Source organism: Streptomyces sp. NPDC056061 (assembly GCF_042266885.1).
Taxonomy (GTDB): Bacteria; Actinomycetota; Actinomycetes; order Streptomycetales; family Streptomycetaceae; genus Streptomyces.
The window spans coordinates 38,455-54,705 of record NZ_JBHJWQ010000018.1; the positions used below are offsets into that span (position 1 = coordinate 38,455).

14 protein-coding genes and 4 pseudogenes are annotated in these 16,251 nt (G+C 71.8%); 10 read left to right on the forward strand and 8 right to left on the reverse strand.

Annotated elements, in window-relative coordinates; translation table 11 throughout:
* Positions 1 to 92 precede the first annotated feature (92 nt).
* Positions 93 to 1,367, forward strand: coding sequence for a glycoside hydrolase family 10 protein (locus ACFC79_RS24000; protein WP_376243662.1), 1,275 nt, complete (start codon positions 93 to 95; stop codon positions 1,365 to 1,367).
* A gap of 97 nt (positions 1,368 to 1,464) precedes the next feature.
* Here the strand turns inward: ACFC79_RS24000 and ACFC79_RS24005 are convergent, their stop codons facing one another.
* Both ACFC79_RS24005 and ACFC79_RS24010 read right to left on the reverse strand, forming a co-directional pair.
* Positions 1,465 to 1,677 carry a DUF1918 domain-containing protein gene (locus tag ACFC79_RS24005; RefSeq protein ID WP_376243355.1) on the reverse strand — a complete coding sequence of 71 codons (213 nt, stop codon included), beginning with the start codon at positions 1,675 to 1,677 and terminating at the stop codon, positions 1,465 to 1,467.
* A gap of 130 nt (positions 1,678 to 1,807) precedes the next feature.
* Positions 1,808 to 2,764: pseudogene (locus ACFC79_RS24010) on the reverse strand (DMT family transporter).
* On the opposite strand from ACFC79_RS24010, the pseudogene ACFC79_RS24015 reads away from it, so the two are divergent.
* Positions 2,697 to 3,094, forward strand: a pseudogene (locus tag ACFC79_RS24015) (PLP-dependent aminotransferase family protein); the annotation flags it as partial. The pseudogenes ACFC79_RS24010 and ACFC79_RS24015 sit on opposite strands and share 68 nt — an antisense overlap.
* Positions 3,070 to 3,474: pseudogene (locus tag ACFC79_RS24020) on the forward strand (histidine phosphatase family protein); the annotation flags it as partial. The pseudogenes ACFC79_RS24015 and ACFC79_RS24020, both read left to right, overlap by 25 nt.
* A gap of 139 nt (positions 3,475 to 3,613) precedes the next feature.
* Here ACFC79_RS24020 and ACFC79_RS24025 read toward each other — a convergent pair.
* A complete protein-coding gene (locus ACFC79_RS24025; protein WP_376243358.1) occupies positions 3,614 to 4,360 on the reverse strand; it encodes a Clp protease N-terminal domain-containing protein in 747 nt (248 codons plus the stop codon).
* Between the two features lie 131 nt (positions 4,361 to 4,491).
* Positions 4,492 to 4,989: a peptidylprolyl isomerase gene (locus tag ACFC79_RS24030; RefSeq protein ID WP_376243361.1), complete on the reverse strand. Its 498-nt coding sequence runs from the start codon at positions 4,987 to 4,989 to the stop codon at positions 4,492 to 4,494.
* A 301-nt stretch (positions 4,990 to 5,290) separates the two neighbouring features.
* Here ACFC79_RS24030 and ACFC79_RS24035 point away from each other — a divergent pair, with 301 nt between their 5' ends.
* Complete coding sequence (locus ACFC79_RS24035; protein WP_376243363.1) at positions 5,291 to 6,067, forward strand: DUF6796 family protein; 777 nt, start codon at positions 5,291 to 5,293, stop codon at positions 6,065 to 6,067.
* Between the two features lie 79 nt (positions 6,068 to 6,146).
* Here the strand turns inward: ACFC79_RS24035 and ACFC79_RS24040 are convergent, their stop codons facing one another.
* The gene (locus tag ACFC79_RS24040; RefSeq protein WP_376243366.1) at positions 6,147 to 7,001 is read right to left on the reverse strand and encodes an alpha/beta fold hydrolase; all 855 of its coding nucleotides are present in this window, start codon (positions 6,999 to 7,001) and stop codon (positions 6,147 to 6,149) included.
* 325 nt (positions 7,002 to 7,326) lie between these two features.
* Between ACFC79_RS24040 and ACFC79_RS24045 the strand changes: the two genes are divergently transcribed.
* Entirely contained in the window at positions 7,327 to 8,463 is a 1,137-nt protein-coding gene (locus ACFC79_RS24045; RefSeq protein WP_376243369.1) for an FAD-dependent oxidoreductase, read from the forward strand.
* Between the two features lie 846 nt (positions 8,464 to 9,309).
* On the opposite strand, the gene ACFC79_RS24050 is transcribed toward ACFC79_RS24045, so the two are convergent.
* Entirely contained in the window at positions 9,310 to 10,176 is an 867-nt protein-coding gene (locus tag ACFC79_RS24050; RefSeq protein ID WP_376243372.1) for a phosphotransferase, read from the reverse strand.
* Positions 10,177 to 10,407: 231 nt separating this feature from the next.
* Here ACFC79_RS24050 and argC point away from each other — a divergent pair, with 231 nt between their 5' ends.
* From argC to ACFC79_RS24075, 5 genes are read left to right on the forward strand one after another with little or no spacing between them, the layout of a single operon-like run.
* Positions 10,408 to 11,436 carry an N-acetyl-gamma-glutamyl-phosphate reductase gene (argC, locus tag ACFC79_RS24055; RefSeq protein ID WP_376243375.1) on the forward strand — a complete coding sequence of 343 codons (1,029 nt, stop codon included), beginning with the start codon at positions 10,408 to 10,410 and terminating at the stop codon, positions 11,434 to 11,436.
* Positions 11,433 to 12,587 carry a bifunctional glutamate N-acetyltransferase/amino-acid acetyltransferase ArgJ gene (argJ, locus tag ACFC79_RS24060; protein WP_376243378.1) on the forward strand — a complete coding sequence of 385 codons (1,155 nt, stop codon included), beginning with the start codon at positions 11,433 to 11,435 and terminating at the stop codon, positions 12,585 to 12,587. Before argC ends, argJ begins: the two co-directional genes overlap by 4 nt.
* Complete coding sequence (gene argB / locus ACFC79_RS24065; protein ID WP_376243381.1) at positions 12,584 to 13,498, forward strand: acetylglutamate kinase; 915 nt, start codon at positions 12,584 to 12,586, stop codon at positions 13,496 to 13,498. The genes argJ and argB overlap by 4 nt, the downstream gene beginning before the upstream one ends.
* Positions 13,495 to 14,691, forward strand: a complete 1,197-nt coding sequence (locus tag ACFC79_RS24070; protein WP_376243384.1) for an acetylornithine transaminase — start codon at positions 13,495 to 13,497, stop codon at positions 14,689 to 14,691. The genes argB and ACFC79_RS24070 overlap by 4 nt, the downstream gene beginning before the upstream one ends.
* 10 nt (positions 14,692 to 14,701) lie before the next feature.
* Complete coding sequence (locus ACFC79_RS24075; RefSeq protein ID WP_376243387.1) at positions 14,702 to 15,238, forward strand: arginine repressor; 537 nt, start codon at positions 14,702 to 14,704, stop codon at positions 15,236 to 15,238.
* A gap of 84 nt (positions 15,239 to 15,322) precedes the next feature.
* Here ACFC79_RS24075 and ACFC79_RS24080 read toward each other — a convergent pair.
* Positions 15,323 to 15,562 (reverse strand): annotated as a pseudogene (locus ACFC79_RS24080) (hypothetical protein); the annotation flags it as partial.
* 57 nt (positions 15,563 to 15,619) lie between these two features.
* Positions 15,620 to 16,219, reverse strand: coding sequence for a pyridoxamine 5'-phosphate oxidase family protein (locus tag ACFC79_RS24085; RefSeq protein ID WP_376243390.1), 600 nt, complete (start codon positions 16,217 to 16,219; stop codon positions 15,620 to 15,622).
* Positions 16,220 to 16,251: the final 32 nt, after the last annotated feature.

Below are 16,251 nucleotides of genomic sequence, written 5' to 3' on the forward strand. Positions count from 1 at the left end.
ATGCTCTGCGTTACGCCCGAACACAGGGTGACGGACGATGACGGAGAGACGGAAGGTGTGAAGAAATGCGGCAATTGGCCAGAAGGGGCTTCGTGGCAGGAGCGGCGGGCGTGGTCGCGGGGGTGGCGGGCACGGTCGCCATGGCCGGTGACGCGGCCTCGGCCCCCGCCCGGCACGACTCCGGTGCGGGGTCCGCGGGCACACCGGAGCGGCGGGGCGGGCATCACGTCACGCGGCGCGAGCTGCGGGGCATGTGGGTGGCCACGGTCGCCAATCTCGACTGGCCGTCGAAGCCCGGTCTGACGGCGGCGGCCCAGCGGGCCGAACTGATCGGCTATCTCGACGAGGCTGTCGACCGGCGGCTGAACACGGTGATCCTCCAGGTGCGCCCCACCGCCGACGCCCTGTGGCCGTCGCCGTACGAGCCGTGGGCGCAGTACCTCACCGGCGTCCAGGGCAAGGACCCCGGCTGGGACCCGCTGGGCACCGCCGTCGTCGAGGCGCACGCGCGCGGTCTGGAACTGCACGCCTGGTTCAACCCGTACCGGGTCGCCAACCACACCGACCCGTCCCGGCTGGTGGCCGGCCACCCGGCCAGGCTGCACCCCGACTGGGTCCTGCCGTACGGCGGGAAGCTGTACTACAACCCCGGCATCCCCGAGGTCCGCCGCTTCGTGCAGGACGCGATGCTCGACGCGGTCCGCCGCTACGACATCGACGCCGTGCACTGGGACGACTACTTCTACCCGTACCCGGTGGCCGGGCAGGAGTTCGCCGACGACGCCGCGTACGCGAAGTACGGGGCCGGGTTCCCGGACAGGGCGGCCTGGCGGCGCGACAACACCGACAGGCTGGTACGCGAGACCGCCGAACGGATCAAGGCGATCAAGAAGAACGTCCGGTTCGGCATCAGCCCGTTCGGTGTGTGGCGCAACGCCTCGACGGACCCGCTCGGCTCCGCCACGAAGGCGGGCGTGCAGACCTACGACGATCTGCACGCCGACACCCGCGGCTGGATCAAGAAGGGCTGGATCGATTACATCTGCCCGCAGATCTACTGGAACATCGGCCTCGCCGCCGCCGACTACGCCACCTTGGTGCCCTGGTGGAACGAGGTGGTGCGCGGCACAGGGGTCGACCTATTCGTCGGCGAGGCGCTGTACAAGGCCGGTGACCCGGCCCAGCCGGCCGCCTGGCAGGACCCGGCCGAACTCTCCCGCCACCTCGATCTCGCCGCCGACCACGACCAGGTGCGCGGCCACGTCTACTTCTCCGGCAAGGACGTGGTCCAGGACCCGATCGGTGCGATGTCACGGGTCGTGGCCGACCACTACCGCACCAGGGCACGGCCGCCCCGCCTGACCTGAGCCGCGGGGCGGCCGCGCCCGGTCGGGGACGGGCGGCCGGGCTGTGCCGGCCGCCCGTGCGCCGGCCCCGGGGGGCGACAAGCGCCGCCGGAGGCCGCTACGGGGTCTTCCGTGTCTGCTTCCGGTGGCCGGTGTGCTGTACGACGCTGTCGGGACCGGGGGAAACCAGGTGTTCATGTCCGTCCGCGAAGCGGATGCGGTACGGGGGAGCACCCCCGGGCCCGAGCACTTCGACGATCTCTGCGACCCTGTCGTGCTGTCCCACGGTCCTGCCGTGCATCAGCAGCCGGTCGCCCGTGTGTGCCTCCATCGGGAGTGACCTCCTCACGGGTGGCGGTCCTTGTCGACAAGTCTATGACCGAAAACCGACTTCGCCCGGCGGGAGGGACTCACCCGCCGGGCGCCGGGGGCGCGCCTGCCGTACGCGGTGGACGGAACGCTCACGCCGGGCGCCGGGGGCGTCCCGCCCGCTGGGTGACCGCGATGCAGGCGAGCACCGCGACCGCCGCCACCGGAGCCGCGGCCGGTACCTGTTCACCGAGCAGGCAGTACGGACCGCACCAGGGTCAGCAGCGGCTGTGCGAGCTGGAGCTGGCCGGCCCTCGGCACACCGATCTCCGCCATCCCCCGGTACCAGACGTACAGGCCGAGGAAGGTGGACCCGGCAGCGACCCGGACCAGGCCGATCACCCCGTGGGCGGTCGGCCGCACCGGCTCCGCGGACGGGGCGATCGCCGCCCCGGCGAGCGCGAGCGGCAGCGAGAGGACGAGTGCCCGGCCGGTCACCTGCCGGCCCGGCATGATTACGGCAAGTCGGCCCCCCTCGGTGTAACCGGCCGCGCAGACCAGCAGCGCGCCGAACAGGTACAGATCACCGCCGGACAGCGCACCACCGCTCTGCTGCACGGTGAACGCGATCACCACGCCGGCCCCGGCGAGCGCCGCGAACCAGAAGGCGCGGGGTGGCCGGGCCCCGTCCTGACGGAGGAGAACACCGCGGTCGTCAGGGGGAGGAGCCCCACCACCACGGCCGCGTGCGAGGTCGTCGAGGTCCGGAGCGCCAGTGTGGTGAGCATCGGGAAGCCGATCACCACGCCCGCGGCGACGACGGCGAGTCCGGGCCGGTGCCGGCGGTCCGGCAGCGGGACGCGTCCGGCGAGCAGGGCCGCGCCCGCGATCGACGCGGCGAGCAGGGTGCGCAACGCGACGAGCGACCAGGGGCCGAAGCTCTCCAGGCCCCAGACGGTCGACGGGAAGGTCAGTGGGAACGCGACGACGCCGAGCCCGGCCGGCGGTACGCCGCCGCGGTTCGAGGCCCCGGCCTCCGCCGCCTCGCCGAGCCTGCGCGTGGGCGCACTCGCCGCCCGCGGCCCGGTGTTCGGCAGGCTGCGGGCCATCCAGGTCGTCGACAGCTTCTTCGTGCCCCGGCCGCTCCAGGAAGCGGCGCTCGAACCGGTCGGCTCACCGTCCTGGGGCCGCCATCTGCGTTCCGTCCCGGCCGAGTTGAGGAACAGGCGCGACACCATGACGGCAGCCCTGCGGCGGGAGCTGCCCGCCCTCGCACTCCCGCACGTACCGACGGGCGGCAACAGCCTGTGGCTGCGCCTGCCCGACACCGGCACGGGCACGGGAACGGAGGAGTCGGCCGTGGTCGCGGCGGCCCTGCGCGCGGGCGTCGCCGTAGCCCCCGGCCGCCCGTACTCGCAGCCGTGCCACCGGTCGGGCACTCGGCTACGCACCGCTCGTCCAGCCCGCGCTGCGCGACTGCGACATGGGCCGCTGGCGCGGCTGCACCCTGGCCGATGTCGCGGCCTGCGAACCCGTGGCCGTCGACGCCTGGCTCGCCGACCCGCGCTCGGCCCCGCACGGCGGCGAGCCGCTGCTCGCCTTCATCTCGCGGATCGGGTGCTGGCTGGACACCCGGCCCGCGTGCGACGGGGCCATCGTCGCGGTCGCCGAACCCGCGGTCGTCCGGGCCGCTGTCGTCTACGCCCTCAAGGCCCCGCCGTCGGCGTACTGGAACGTCGACGTCCTTCCGCTGTCCACGGTCACACTCGACGGCGCCCCCGGCCGCTGGAGCCTGAGACTGGAGGCGGGGGCCCACTGAATGGCAGCGGTTCCCGCGCGGCCACGCCCTCCGAGCCCCTGGACGACCCGGCCGCGCGCGGACCGGCGGGCGGCGGAGGAGATACCGGGGGCGGTGTCGGCCGTCCGGAACCGAACCGCCCCCGGTGCTCCCCGGGTAGTCAGCCCTCCTTCTTGTCCGGGGAGGCGGTCAGGACCGCGAGGGCCTCGGCGATGGCCGTTTCGGCGCTCGCCTTGTCGATGCCGAGGCCCGACAACACGCCGGAACCGTCCTCCTGCTCCAGCAGGGCGAGCAGGATGTGCTCGGTGCCGATGAAGTTGTGCCCCATTCGCAGGGCCTCCCGAAACGTCAGTTCCAGCGCCTTGCGGGATCCGGCGTCGTACGGGATCAGGTCCGGCACTTGGTCCGCCGCGGCCGGGAGCGCCTCGGTCGCGGCCCGGCGGACCGCTTCCAGGGTGACGTCCTGGGCCTTGATGAACGCGGCACCCAGCCCTTCCGGCTCGCTGAGCAGTCCCAGTACGAGGTGCTCCGTGCGGATTTCGTCGTTGCCGGCCGCCCGGGCCTCGTTCTGCGCGGCCATCACGACGTTCTTGGCCCGCGGGGTGAAGCGGCCGAATCCCTGGCTGGGGTCGAGATCCGACGGCTCCCCGGGGTCCTTGGCGACGAAGCGCTTCTGGGCCGCCTGCCTGGTCACCCCCATGCTCTTGCCGATGTCGGTCCAGGAAGCGCCCGATCGCCGGGCCTGGTCCACGAAGTGGCCGATCAGATGGTCGGCCACGTCGCCGAGGTGGTCCGCGGCGATGACCGCGTCGGAGAGCTGGTCGAGAGCGTCGGTGTGAACCTTCTTGATGGCCTCGATCAGGTCGTCGAGGCGCACGGGATGGGTCATGGGTACGTGATTCGCCATGCGTCAACCTTAGGTTGACAGGCGAAGGGTGTCAACCTTGGGTTGACACCCTGGTGCATGTCTCCGGGAACGGCGGAGCGCGCCGCTCGGCAGGTCTTTGCCGGACGGCGCGCTCGTTCGTCGGGGGTGGGTCAGAGGGTGCCGCTGTCCGCGATGGTGATCTTCGCCTTGGGGGCGCCGCTCTGCGAGCCGAGGGCCTCGATCTTCTTGACCAGGGCCATGCTCTCCTCGTTGTCGACCTCGCCGAACACCACGTGCTTGCCGTCCAGCCACGACGTCACGACGGTCGTGATGAAGAACTGGGAGCCGTTGGAGTCGGGGCCGCTGTTGGCCATGGAAAGCAGGCCGGGCTTGGAGTGCGCGAGGTTGAAGTTCTCGTCGGGGAACTTCGCGCCGTAGATGCTCTGCCCGCCCGTGCCGTTGCCGCGGGTGAAGTCGCCGCCCTGCAGCATGAAGGCGGGGATGATCCGGTGGAAGGACGAACCCTTGTAGCCGAAGCCCTTCTCGCCGGTCGCCAGCGCGCGGAAGTTCTCCGCCGTCTTGGGAACGACGTCGTCGAACAGCTTGAACGTGATCCGCCCGGCGGGCTCGTCGTTGATGGTGATGTCGAAGTAGACCTTGCTCGTCATGGAACCATCCTGACATCGACGCCTCCGGGGCCGACGGGCGGGCGGGTGCGTGGAGCCGTGCGTCCGGGCCGGTCCGGGGTGTTCTGCGGGGATTCGAGGGCCGGGGTGGCCCGGGGATTCCCGCGGGGATCCGGGCTCCGGTCCGCCCGGTTGCCGGTGTCGGGCCTCCTCGCTGTTCCCCGGTGCTACTGGAGGGTGCGTCCGGGTGAACCTCGCGCGACGGGTGCCGGTCCGCACCTCGGAGCATCGTTTATAAGGTTAGCCTCACCTAACTGTGATCATGATTGGGGAGGTCGGCACAGTGACGGATGGCACGGCGGGCGGGCGAGTGGGGCTCGCCGGGATCGCGGGGATCCTGGCGTCGATCGCCTGGCTCGCGGGCGACATTCTGCTGTTGGGCAAGCCGGTGGTGTCGGCCGACCTGCATCCTGTTCTGGGTGACTACGACGGCATGTCCGCCGTTTCGCTGGCGGCGATGCTTCCGGCGTCCACGGCGCGGCTGGCGTGGGGAGCGCTGCTCGGCGTGCTGACCGGTCCGCTCTACCTCGTCGCGTGCCGGCACCTGTACCAGGGTCTCCGGCCGGCGGGCAGGCTGCTCGCGCTGCCGCCGTTCTGGCTGCTGACCTCGGGCTTCGCCATTGCTCCCTTCGTCCATGGTTCGTTCTTCTACTGGGGGCTCGCGGCCAGAGCGATCGACGCCTCGGGGGACCGCTCCGCCGCCCTTGCCGCCCTGCCGGGCGACATGGCGGACGTGCTGTTCACCGCCTACGCGGCGCTGATGGTCTGCTGGGTGCTGGGTTCCGTCTGGATGGCCGTGTGCGTGCTCCGGGGAGGTGCGGCCCTCCCGCGATGGGCGTGGTTCGTGAACCCGTTGATCTGTCTTCCCGTGGGTGGCCTCGTCGCGATGCTGATGCCGGGGACCGCGCTCCAGGGGGCGCAGCTGAGCATCGGCAACCTGCTGCTGTTCACCCTGTCGACCATCGTGCTGTGGAAGGTCCGCCCGGGAACCGGGGCGGACCTTCCGGTGCCGGTGACCGTGCCGGGCGCGGGCGCGGGGCGGGAGACGTCACCGGCCTGACCGCGGCGGCACGGCCCGGCCGGTGGGGGCGCCCCCGGCCGAGGCCCGTCGCCGCCCTCCGGCGCCACCGGTCCGACCGTCAGAGCGCGGCGAGTTCCGCGAACATCTCGGCGGCGGGCTCCGGGTGGACGAGCCAGCGCAGATGACTGCCCGCGAGAGTCCTGACATCGGAGGGGTTGTCGGGCGTGAGCGCGTCGGCTTCGCGAATCAGGCGGTCCTGCATGGCGGGTGGGATGCTGGCGTCGTCGGCCAGACGGACGAAGGTCCGGGGGATCCGGCCCCAGCTCGCGGCCTGCGCCCGGTCGTCGGATGTGCCGGCGTCGAGGCTCTCGTCGGGCTGGAAGGTGTTCAGGAAGACCCGGAACTCGTCGTCGTCGAGATCGGCGGCGAAGGCGTGCCTGAATGCGGCGAGTGCCGCCGGATCGGCCGTCCGGAAGTTCGTCCGGAGCAGGCCGAGATCGGCCGGGTTGCCGGCAAGTGCAAGTGCGAGGGAACCGGGGTCGACGTCCGCCATCTCCGGCTCCGCGTAATAGCCCGCGACATCGAGATCGACGGGGCACCAGGCGGCGACGTAGCAGATCCGGTCGATCAGGTCCGGCCTGGCGTTGCCGGCGGCGGTGATCGTGATGCCGCCCCTGCTGTGACCGACGAGGACGACCGGCCCGGTCCGCTTCGCGCGTTCGAGGACGCCGATCAGATGGGCCGTGTTGTCGGCGAGGGTGACCCCCTTGATGTTCCCCGGTTCCGTGGCGAGCGCGGGGAGGTCCTGCGGGGCCTGGTAGGCCGCGGGGAACGTCGCCCCGAATCCGTGTCCTGGCAGGTCGACGGCGGCCGAGCGGTACCCGAGCAGGGCGAGTTCGGCCTGCAGCGGCGCGAAGGAGAACGAGTTCGCGAAGGCCCCGTGGACGAAGACGAAGGTCGGAGATTTCTGCATGCCCACACACTCCGGCACGAGGGCGCCGGAGGCAAGATCGATTTACCGGCGCAGGTCGGGGGCCGCGGTGTTTCCCGGTGGCCGGGGAGGCAGTTCAGTCGTCGTCGGCGACCGGACGGTTCCCGGGTGCCGAGCCGTCCTCTCCGGCCGGGGGCCTCGTCGCCGTCGGCGGTCCCCGGGTGCCGAGGCGCCGGAACCGTTACGCGGTGTCGGCCGTGTGCCGGGGCTGTCGGTCCGATGTCGGCGGCTCGTCGACGGGGCCTGGGACCTTTCCGGAGACGGCCGGCCGGAGTTCACCGGGCGGCCCCGATCCCGAGGAGCCACCATGCACACCCCCGTCACGGTCATCGGCGCCGGACTCGGCGGACTCACGCTGGCCCGCGTCCTGCACATCCACGGCATCCCGGTCGTGGTCCACGAGGCCGAGCCCTCCCCGACGGCGCGTGCGCAGGGCGGAATGCTCGACATCCACGACTACAACGGTCAACTCGCCTTACGGGCGGCCGGTCTGATGGACGAGTTCCACGCCATCGTCCTGGAGGGCCGCCAGGCGATGCGGGTCCTCGACCGGGACGGGACCGTCCTGTTCGACAAGGCCGACGACGGCACGGGCGGACGCCCCGAGGCGCAGCGCGGAGAACTGCGCCGCATCCTGCTCGACTCGCTCCCGTCCGGCACCGTCCGATGGGGCCACAAGGCCGACAGCATCCGTTCCCTCGGCGGGGGCCGTCACGAGGTGACCTTCACCGACGGCGGCACCGTCGTCACCGGCCTGCTGGTCGGCGCGGACGGCGCCTGGTCACGGGTGCGGCCGCTGCTCTCCGACGCCGTGCCCGAATACGTCGGCACGTCGTTCGTCGAGACCTACCTGTTCGAAGCCGACACCCGGCATCCCGCCGCCGCGAAGGCGGTCGGCGGCGGGATGCTGATGGCGCCCGCGCCGGGCCGTGAGATCTTCGCCCACCGGGAGAACGGCGACACCCTGCACACCTATGTGGCGCTGTCCAGGCCGCAGGACTGGTTCGACGACATCGACTTCACCGATGCCGCCGCGGCCACCGCGCGGATCGCGCGGGAATTCGACGGCTGGGCGCCGGAACTCACCGCGCTGATCACCGACGGCGACACCGCGCCGGTCCTGCGCCCGCACCACGCGCTGCCGGCCGGGCACCGATGGGACCGGGTGCCGGGCGTGACCCTGCTCGGCGACGCCGCCCACCTCGCGGCCCCGAACGGCGAGGGCGCCAACCTGGCCATGCTCGACGGTGCCGAACTCGGCAAGGCCCTCGCCGCGCACCCCGACGACGCCGAGGCCGCGCTCACCGAGTACGAGCGGGACATGTTCACCCGCAGCGCCGAGGTCGCCATGTTCGAAGGTGCCGCCATTCACGACATCGACTCCGACCACAACACGGCCCGCGCCCTGGTGGCGGCGTTCGTCGAGGACGAGCGGACTTCGTGAGCCGTCCCGACGGCGGGGCCCCGGCCGTCCGGACGCCCGATGCCGGCCGGGAGGCGGGGCGGGGCGCATGAGGGCGATGCGCGGGCACCGACCGGGACCCGTCCCGCCGCGTCGGGGGCTCGCTCGCCGGTGGAGCGCTCGGCCGCGACGGTGCGACCGGGCGCCCCGGTCGGCCGGGGGAAGCCGGCCGGCCCTGTCGGACGCCGCCCCCGCCCGCACCGGTGTCACCTCCGTCGAGACCGGCATCGACGACTGCGACACCCGCCGTCCCGCCCTCGCAGGCATGGTCGGCAACGGCATCCTGTTGGCGACGGCCGGCAGCAAGGCCCTGCTCGCCCAACGCAACAGCGACGCGCACATCCGCGTCCACACCGCCTTCCGCGCCCCGCGGAACTGGCAGGCGGCCGCAGGCGTGGAACTCGACGACACGGCGGCCGGGCGCACACACCTGCTGAAGATGTCCGACGGCTGGGACGAGAACCTGCTCCACCTCCTGCGGCACCACGACGGCGGGTTCGTCGACCGGCCCGTGTTCGTGCTGCCCGCCCCGCACACCTGGGAATGCCTCCCCGGCATCACCCTGCTCGGTGACGCCGTGCGCCCGATGCCCCTGTCGGGCTCGGGGCCGACCTCGCCATGCTCGACGGCACCGATCTCGCCCGCGCCCTCGTCACCGAGTCCGGCGTCGACGACGCCATCCGTGCCCACGAGAGCCTCATGCTGCCGCGCTCGGCCCGGACCCGCCCAGCGTTCGCTCACACTGCTGTGGTCGGCGCGAGTGGGGTGGCAACGGCGACGGTCTCGTCGCTGGGTTCCTTGCCGCTTTCACGTGACCTCCGGCGATTTCTACAGACCGTCAAGTCGCCTGGTCACCGTGTCGAGTGTCGGCCACGGAGGACCCTCGCGCAGCAAGCGCAGGAATTCCTCTCCGAACCGCCTCCCATTCGGAAACTGGTCGCCGAGCTCCCAGCGCCACGCGGCGACCATCGCGACGACGAGCTGCCGACAGTCGTCCAGCAGCCCGTGGTCAACGTTCGGGTAGTGCTCGCAGACCGCCTCGGGAACATGGGCGAGATCGAACTCGACAGGTCCACGGCAGCAGGTCTCGAGGTCGATGAACAACGGGCCGTTCCTCGTGCTGAGCACATTGCCCGGATGCGGCTCGCCGTGGAGCAGCTGCTCCACGGCGCCGCGGCCGTCGATCGCTCGTCGCAGGCTTGCCAGCCTGCCGCCGAGGAACACGCGGTCCGCGTCGGCGAGCTCCGGCGAGCGATCCGGGTCGGCGACAACTTCTTCCGCCTCCGTGATCCGGTCCGTGAACCTCGGGCTCGGCACATCGACCTCGCGCATGCCGGCGTGCAGCTGCTCCAGCGCCTTGGCGTAGTCGACTGGTGAGGTGCGAGGTGTCACGGGCTCGTGGTAGGTCCACAGCGTCACTGCGAAGCCATCGCGCGTGTACACACGCGGGTCCGCCCGAGGCTCCAAGGGACACACCGGGCATCCGGCCTCGGTGAGCCGCTGAGCGAGATCGACTTCGAACTGTGCGACCTCCTGTCCCACAGGGGCGACCCGGGCAAAGACGTCGCATGGCGTCAGCCGCAGTGCCAGCTTGTTCGAGTTGTGGAGAACGATTGCATCGTCGGCCGGCAGGTCGAGCGATGCGGCGACCGAAGTCGCAGCCGCGATCGCACGCGTGACGTCGGTCATATCCATCCTGGAATCTTGGCATGGATGAGCGAGGGCGATGCCGGCCGGCGTGGTCGGGTGCCAACTATCGCGGCTCGGCACAACAACGCAGCGTTGCGAGACCGAGATCCGCCGACCAGAACGCTCATCCGCCGACCAGGAGTCGAAGTCACAACCGCCTCACCACCGGTGACGCGGGGATCGTTGCATAAAAGTGCACGGTTGCGTATAGTCATGCCATCGGCGATGGAGGGTTTCATGGTGGTGCGTGCAGCGGTGGCAGGGGCGAGCGGATACGCCGGCGGGGAGCTGCTCCGCCTCCTGCTGGTCCACCCCCGGGTCGAGATCGGGGTCCTCACCGCGAACTCCAACGCGGGCCGGCGCCTCGGTTCGCTGCAGCCGCATCTGCGGCCGCTCGCGGACCGGATACTGGAGCCCACCACGCCCGAGGTGCTCGCCGGGCACGACGTCGTCTTCCTCGCCCTGCCGCACGGGCAGTCCGCCGCCGTCGCCGAAAAGCTCGGTGACGAGGTGCTCGTCGTCGACATGGGTGCCGACTTCCGGCTGAAGGACGCCGCCGACTGGGAGAAGTTCTACGGCTCGCCGCACGCCGGGACCTGGCCGTACGGCCTTCCCGAACTGCCGGGCGGACGTGCGGCGCTGGCCGGGGCCAAGCGGATCGCGGTGCCCGGTTGCTACCCGACCGCCGTCTCGCTCGCGCTCTTCCCGGCGTACGCGGCCCAGCTGGCCGAGCCCGAGGCCGTGATCGTCGCCGCCTCCGGCACCTCGGGGGCGGGCAAGGCGGCCAAGCCGCATCTGCTCGGCTCCGAGGTGATGGGCAACATGTCCCCGTACGGCGTCGGCGGAGCCCACCGGCACACCCCCGAGATGATCCAGAACCTCAGCGCGGCGGCCGGTGAACCGGTCACGGTGTCCTTCACGCCGACCCTGGCACCGATGCCCCGGGGCATCCTCGCCACCTGTAGCGCGAAGGCGAAGCCCGGGGTGAGCGCCGAGTCCGTCCGCGCCGTGTACGAGAAGGCGTTCGCCGACGAACCCTTCGTCGACCTGCTCCCCGAGGGACAGTGGCCCGCCACGGCCGCCGTCCACGGTTCCAACGCCGTACAGATCCAGGTCGCCCACGACGAGGCGGCGGGCCGGATCATCGTGATCAGCGCCATCGACAACCTCGCCAAGGGCACCGCCGGAGGTGCCCTGCAGAGCATGAACATCGCCCTCGGACTCCCCGAGGACACGGGTCTTTCCACGATCGGAGTCGCACCGTGAGTGTCACGGCAGCACAAGGGTTCTCCGCGGCGGGCATCGCCGCGGGAATCAAGGAGAGCGGTAACCCGGACCTGGCCCTCGTGGTCAACAACGGTCCGCGTCGCGCCGCTGCGGGCGTCTTCACCTCCAACCGCGTCAAGGCCGCCCCCGTCCTCTGGTCGGAGCAGGTGCTCAAGGGCGGCGAGGTCACCGCCGTCGTACTCAACTCCGGTGGTGCCAACGCCTGCACGGGGCCGAAGGGCTTCCAGGACACGCACGCCACCGCCGAGAAGGCCGCCGAGGTCCTCTCCGGCCACAACGTGGGCGAGATCGCCGTCGCGTCGACCGGGCTGATCGGGACCCTGCTCCCGATGGACAAGCTGCTGCCCGGCATCGAGCTGGCCGCGGCAGCCCTGAGCGAGCACGGCGGCGAGAAGGCCGCCATCGCGATCAAGACCACCGACACGGTCCACAAGACCGCCGTCGCGGGCGGCGAGGGCTGGACCGTGGGCGGCATGGCCAAGGGCGCGGGCATGCTCGCCCCGGGCCTCGCCACCATGCTGGTCGTCCTCACCACCGACGCCGACGTCGACGCCGCCGGACTCGACTCCGCACTGCGCGCCGCCACCCGCACCACCTTCGACCGGGTCGACTCCGACGGCTGCATGTCGACCAACGACACCGTGCTGCTGCTGGCCTCCGGCGCCAGCGGAATCACCCCGGAGCAGGGCGAGTTCGCCGAGGCCGTACGCGCCGTCTGCGCCGATCTGGCCCGGCAGCTCATCGGCGACGCCGAGGGCGCCTCCAAGGACATCCGGATCGAGGTGATCAACGCCGCGACCGAGGACGACGCCGTCGAGGTCGGGCGCTCCATCGCCCGCAACAACCTCCTCAAGTGCGCCATCCACGGCGAGGACCCCAACTGGGGCCGAGTCCTTTCCGCCATCGGCACGACGAAGGCCGCGTTCGAGCCCGACCGGCTGAACGTCGCCATCAACGACGTCTGGGTCTGCAAGGACGGCAGCGTCGGCGAGGACCGCGACCTCGTCGACATGCGCTACCGGGAGGTCAAGATCACAGCCGACCTGGCCTCCGGCGACCAGTCCGCCGTCATCTGGGCCAACGACCTCACCGCGGACTACGTCCACGAGAACAGCGCGTACAGCTCATGACCGCGGCGCGGAAACACACCGCACTCCCGAAGGCGCAGATCCTCGTCGAGGCACTGCCCTGGCTGACCCGGCACAACGGCAAGACCGTCGTCATCAAGTTCGGCGGCAACGCCATGGTCGACGAGGAACTGAAGGCGGCCTTCGCCCAGGACGTCGTCTTCCTGCGCCAGGCCGGCCTCAAGCCCGTCGTCGTGCACGGCGGCGGCCCCCAGATCAGCGCCCAGCTCGACAAGCAGGGCCTGGTCAGCGAGTTCAAGGCGGGGCTGCGCGTCACCACGCCCGAGGCGATGGACGTCGTCCGGATGGTGCTCGCCGGCCAGGTCCAGCGCGAGCTCGTCGGCCTGCTCAACCGGCACGGACCGCTCGCCGTGGGCCTCACCGGCGAGGACGCCCGCACCATCACCGCCGTCCGGCACCGGCCGGTCATCGACGGGGAACCCGTCGACATCGGCCGGGTCGGCGAGATCACCGCCATCGACACCGGGGCGATCCAGGCACTGCTGGACGACGGCCGCATCCCGGTCGTCTCCTCCATCGCACGCTCCGCCGACGACCACCACGTCTACAACGTCAACGCCGACACCGCGGCCGCCGCGCTCGCCGCCGCGCTCGGCGCCGAGACGCTGATGGTCCTCACCGATGTCGAGGGCCTCTACGAGGACTGGCCGAACAGCGACGACGTGATCAGCCGCCTCACCGCCGGCGAACTGGAGAAGCTGCTGCCCGAGCTGTCCAGCGGCATGGTGCCGAAGATGCAGGGCTGCCTGCACGCCGTGCGCAACGGCGTCGAGACCGCCCGGGTCATCGACGGCCGGGTCCAGCACTCGATCCTGCTGGAGATCTTCACCGATGAGGGCATCGGCACGATGGTCGTGCCCGACCCGCAGACCGACGCGGAAGGGGAGTCATGAGCAACCAGGAGCTGACGCGGCGTTGGAGCCGGGCCCTGATGAACAACTACGGCACACCCCGGCTCTCCCTCGTCCGCGGCGAGGGCGCCCGGGTATGGGACGCGGACGGTACCGAGTACCTCGACTTCGTCGGCGGCATCGCGGTGAACGCGCTGGGCCACGCCCACCCCGCCGTCGTCGACGCCGTCTCCACCCAGATCGCCTCGCTCGGCCACGTGTCCAACCTGTTCGTCGCGCCCCAGCCGGTGGCCCTCGCCGAACGGCTGCTCCAGCTCTTCGGCCGTGACGGCAAGGTCTACTTCGCCAATTCCGGGGCCGAGGCCAACGAGGCCGCCTTCAAGATCGGCCGGCTCACCGGACGCACCCACATGGTCGCCACCGAGGGCGGCTTCCACGGCCGGACCATGGGTGCGCTCGCGCTCACCGGCCAGCCGAAGAAGCGCGAGCCCTTCGAGCCGCTGCCCGGGGACGTCACCCACGTCCCGTACGGGGACGTCGAGGCGCTGCGGGCCGCCGTGACCACCGACACCGCGCTGGTGATCATCGAGCCGATCCAGGGCGAGAACGGTGTGGTCGTGCCACCGCCCGGCTACCTGGAGGCGGCCCGGGAGATCACCCGGGCCGCCGGCGCCCTCCTCGCCCTCGACGAGGTGCAGACCGGCATCGGCCGCTGCGGCCACTGGTTCGAGCACCAGGCCCACCAGGACATCGAGCCCGACATCGTCACCCTCGCCAAGGGCCTCGGCGGCGGACTGCCGATCGGTGCCACCGTCGCGTTCGGCCCGGCGGCCGAACTGCTGGAGCCCGGCCAGCACGGCACGACGTTCGGCGGCAACCCGGTCGCCTGTGCCGCCGGTCTGGCCGTCCTGGACACCCTGGCGGCCGACGGCGCCCTGGACCGGGTGAAGCGGCTCGGCGAGCGGATCAGGGAGGGCGTCGAGGCCCTCGGGCACCCGCTGGTCTCCCATGTCCGCGGCTCCGGGCTGCTGCTGGGTATCGTGCTCACCGAGCCCCTCGCCCAGCAGGCGCAACAGGCGGCTCAGGGAGCCGGAATCCTGGTGAACGCGCCCGCGCCCGACGTCCTGCGGCTGATGCCGCCGCTGATCATCGGTGACGCCGAGGTGGACGCGTTCCTCCGGGCACTTCCCGGTGCTCTCGACACGGCGAACGGGGACGGACGATCCGGAGAATGAGGCGACGACGATGACCGAGGCGCAGGAGACCGAGCACGGCGGGCCCTCCGTGCCGCAGACCCGCACCGCGCGCCACCGCCGGATCGTGGACATCCTGAACCGCAAGCCGGTGCGCTCGCAGAGCCAGCTGGCCAGGCTCCTCGCGGACGACGGGCTGAGCGTCACCCAGGCGACGCTCTCCCGCGACCTGGACGAGCTGGGCGCGGTGAAGATCCGCAACACCGGCGGCGAGCTGATCTACGCGGTGCCCAGCGAGGGCGGATTCCGTACCCCGCAGGCACCGCTGGGCGGGTCCGCGAAGGAGGAGCGGATGCGGCGCCTCTCCGCCGAACTGCTCATCTCGGCGGAGGCGTCGGCCAACCTCGTGGTGCTGCGCACGCCCCCGGGCGCGGCCCAGTTCCTCGCCTCGGCCATCGACCAGGCCGAACTGCACGACATCCTCGGCACCATCGCGGGCGACGACACGCTGATGCTGATCAGCCGGGATCCGGCGGGCGGCCAGGCGCTCGCCGACCATCTGCTGCGCCTGGCGCAGAACGAGCGCTGAACGGGCCGGGCCGCCGCGCGCCCGCCGTCAGCAGCGGGTGATGGCGGCCCGACCCGAACGGGTCCCGATCGCGATGTGCGGGCGGCGGGCCGGGGCCGACCCGGCCCGCACCCGGACGCCCCGGCGCAGGTTCCACCAGCTGACGGTGCCGGTGGTGGAGCCCGCGGCCGGGGTTCGGGCCGTGATCAGCCGGCTGCCGCCGCCGGTGTCGGCCATCCGGGCGGGGAGCGGCGGCGCCGCGGCGGGCCGCGCGGCGAACGTGCCCGCCGACGCGAGCAGGACCGTACCGGCCGGCAGGGATCGGCTCAGCGGTGATCTGCGCATGCCGCGGACGTCAGGTCCTCGGGGCGCGCTGCGGCACCCCGACCGGCTCCGGACGGCTCAGTCCCGTTCCGCGCCGGGCATGGCCGGCAACGGGAGCGGCAGCCCGGGGAGCCCGTCGATGCTCGTCGCGATGTGCTCCTTCTTGTGGAAATAGGCGTCGAGCGACACGTCGTCCTCGCGGGCGAAGCGCCGCGCGTGCAGCGGCCGGTCCTCCTCGTACGCCATGAAGGGGACGGCGTAGCCGCAGGTGTCCCGGATCCGTTCGGCCCGCACCACGATGATCGCGCGCAGCCCGTGCAGGCCGGGATCGACGTGGGGGAAGTGGCCGAGCAGCGGGACGAACCGCGGATCGTCGCGGAAGACCGGCTCGCCGCGGCCGTGCACCCGCACGATGTTCGGGGGCCCCTGGAAGGCGCACCACATCAGGGTGATGCGGCCGTTCTCACGGAGGTGGGCCACGGTCTCCGCATTGCTGCCGGCGAAGTCCAGATACGCCACGGTCAGCTCGTCGACGACGGCGAAGGAGCCGGTGACGCCCTTGGGGGAGAGGTTGACCGTGCCTTCGCCGTCCAGGGGCGCGGTCGCGGTGAAGAAGATGTGCTGTTCCTCGATGAAGGTCCTGAGTCGTCCGTCGATCCGTTCGTAGATCTTTCCCATGGCGGCCATTGTCGTCGCCAACTCGCGCGACG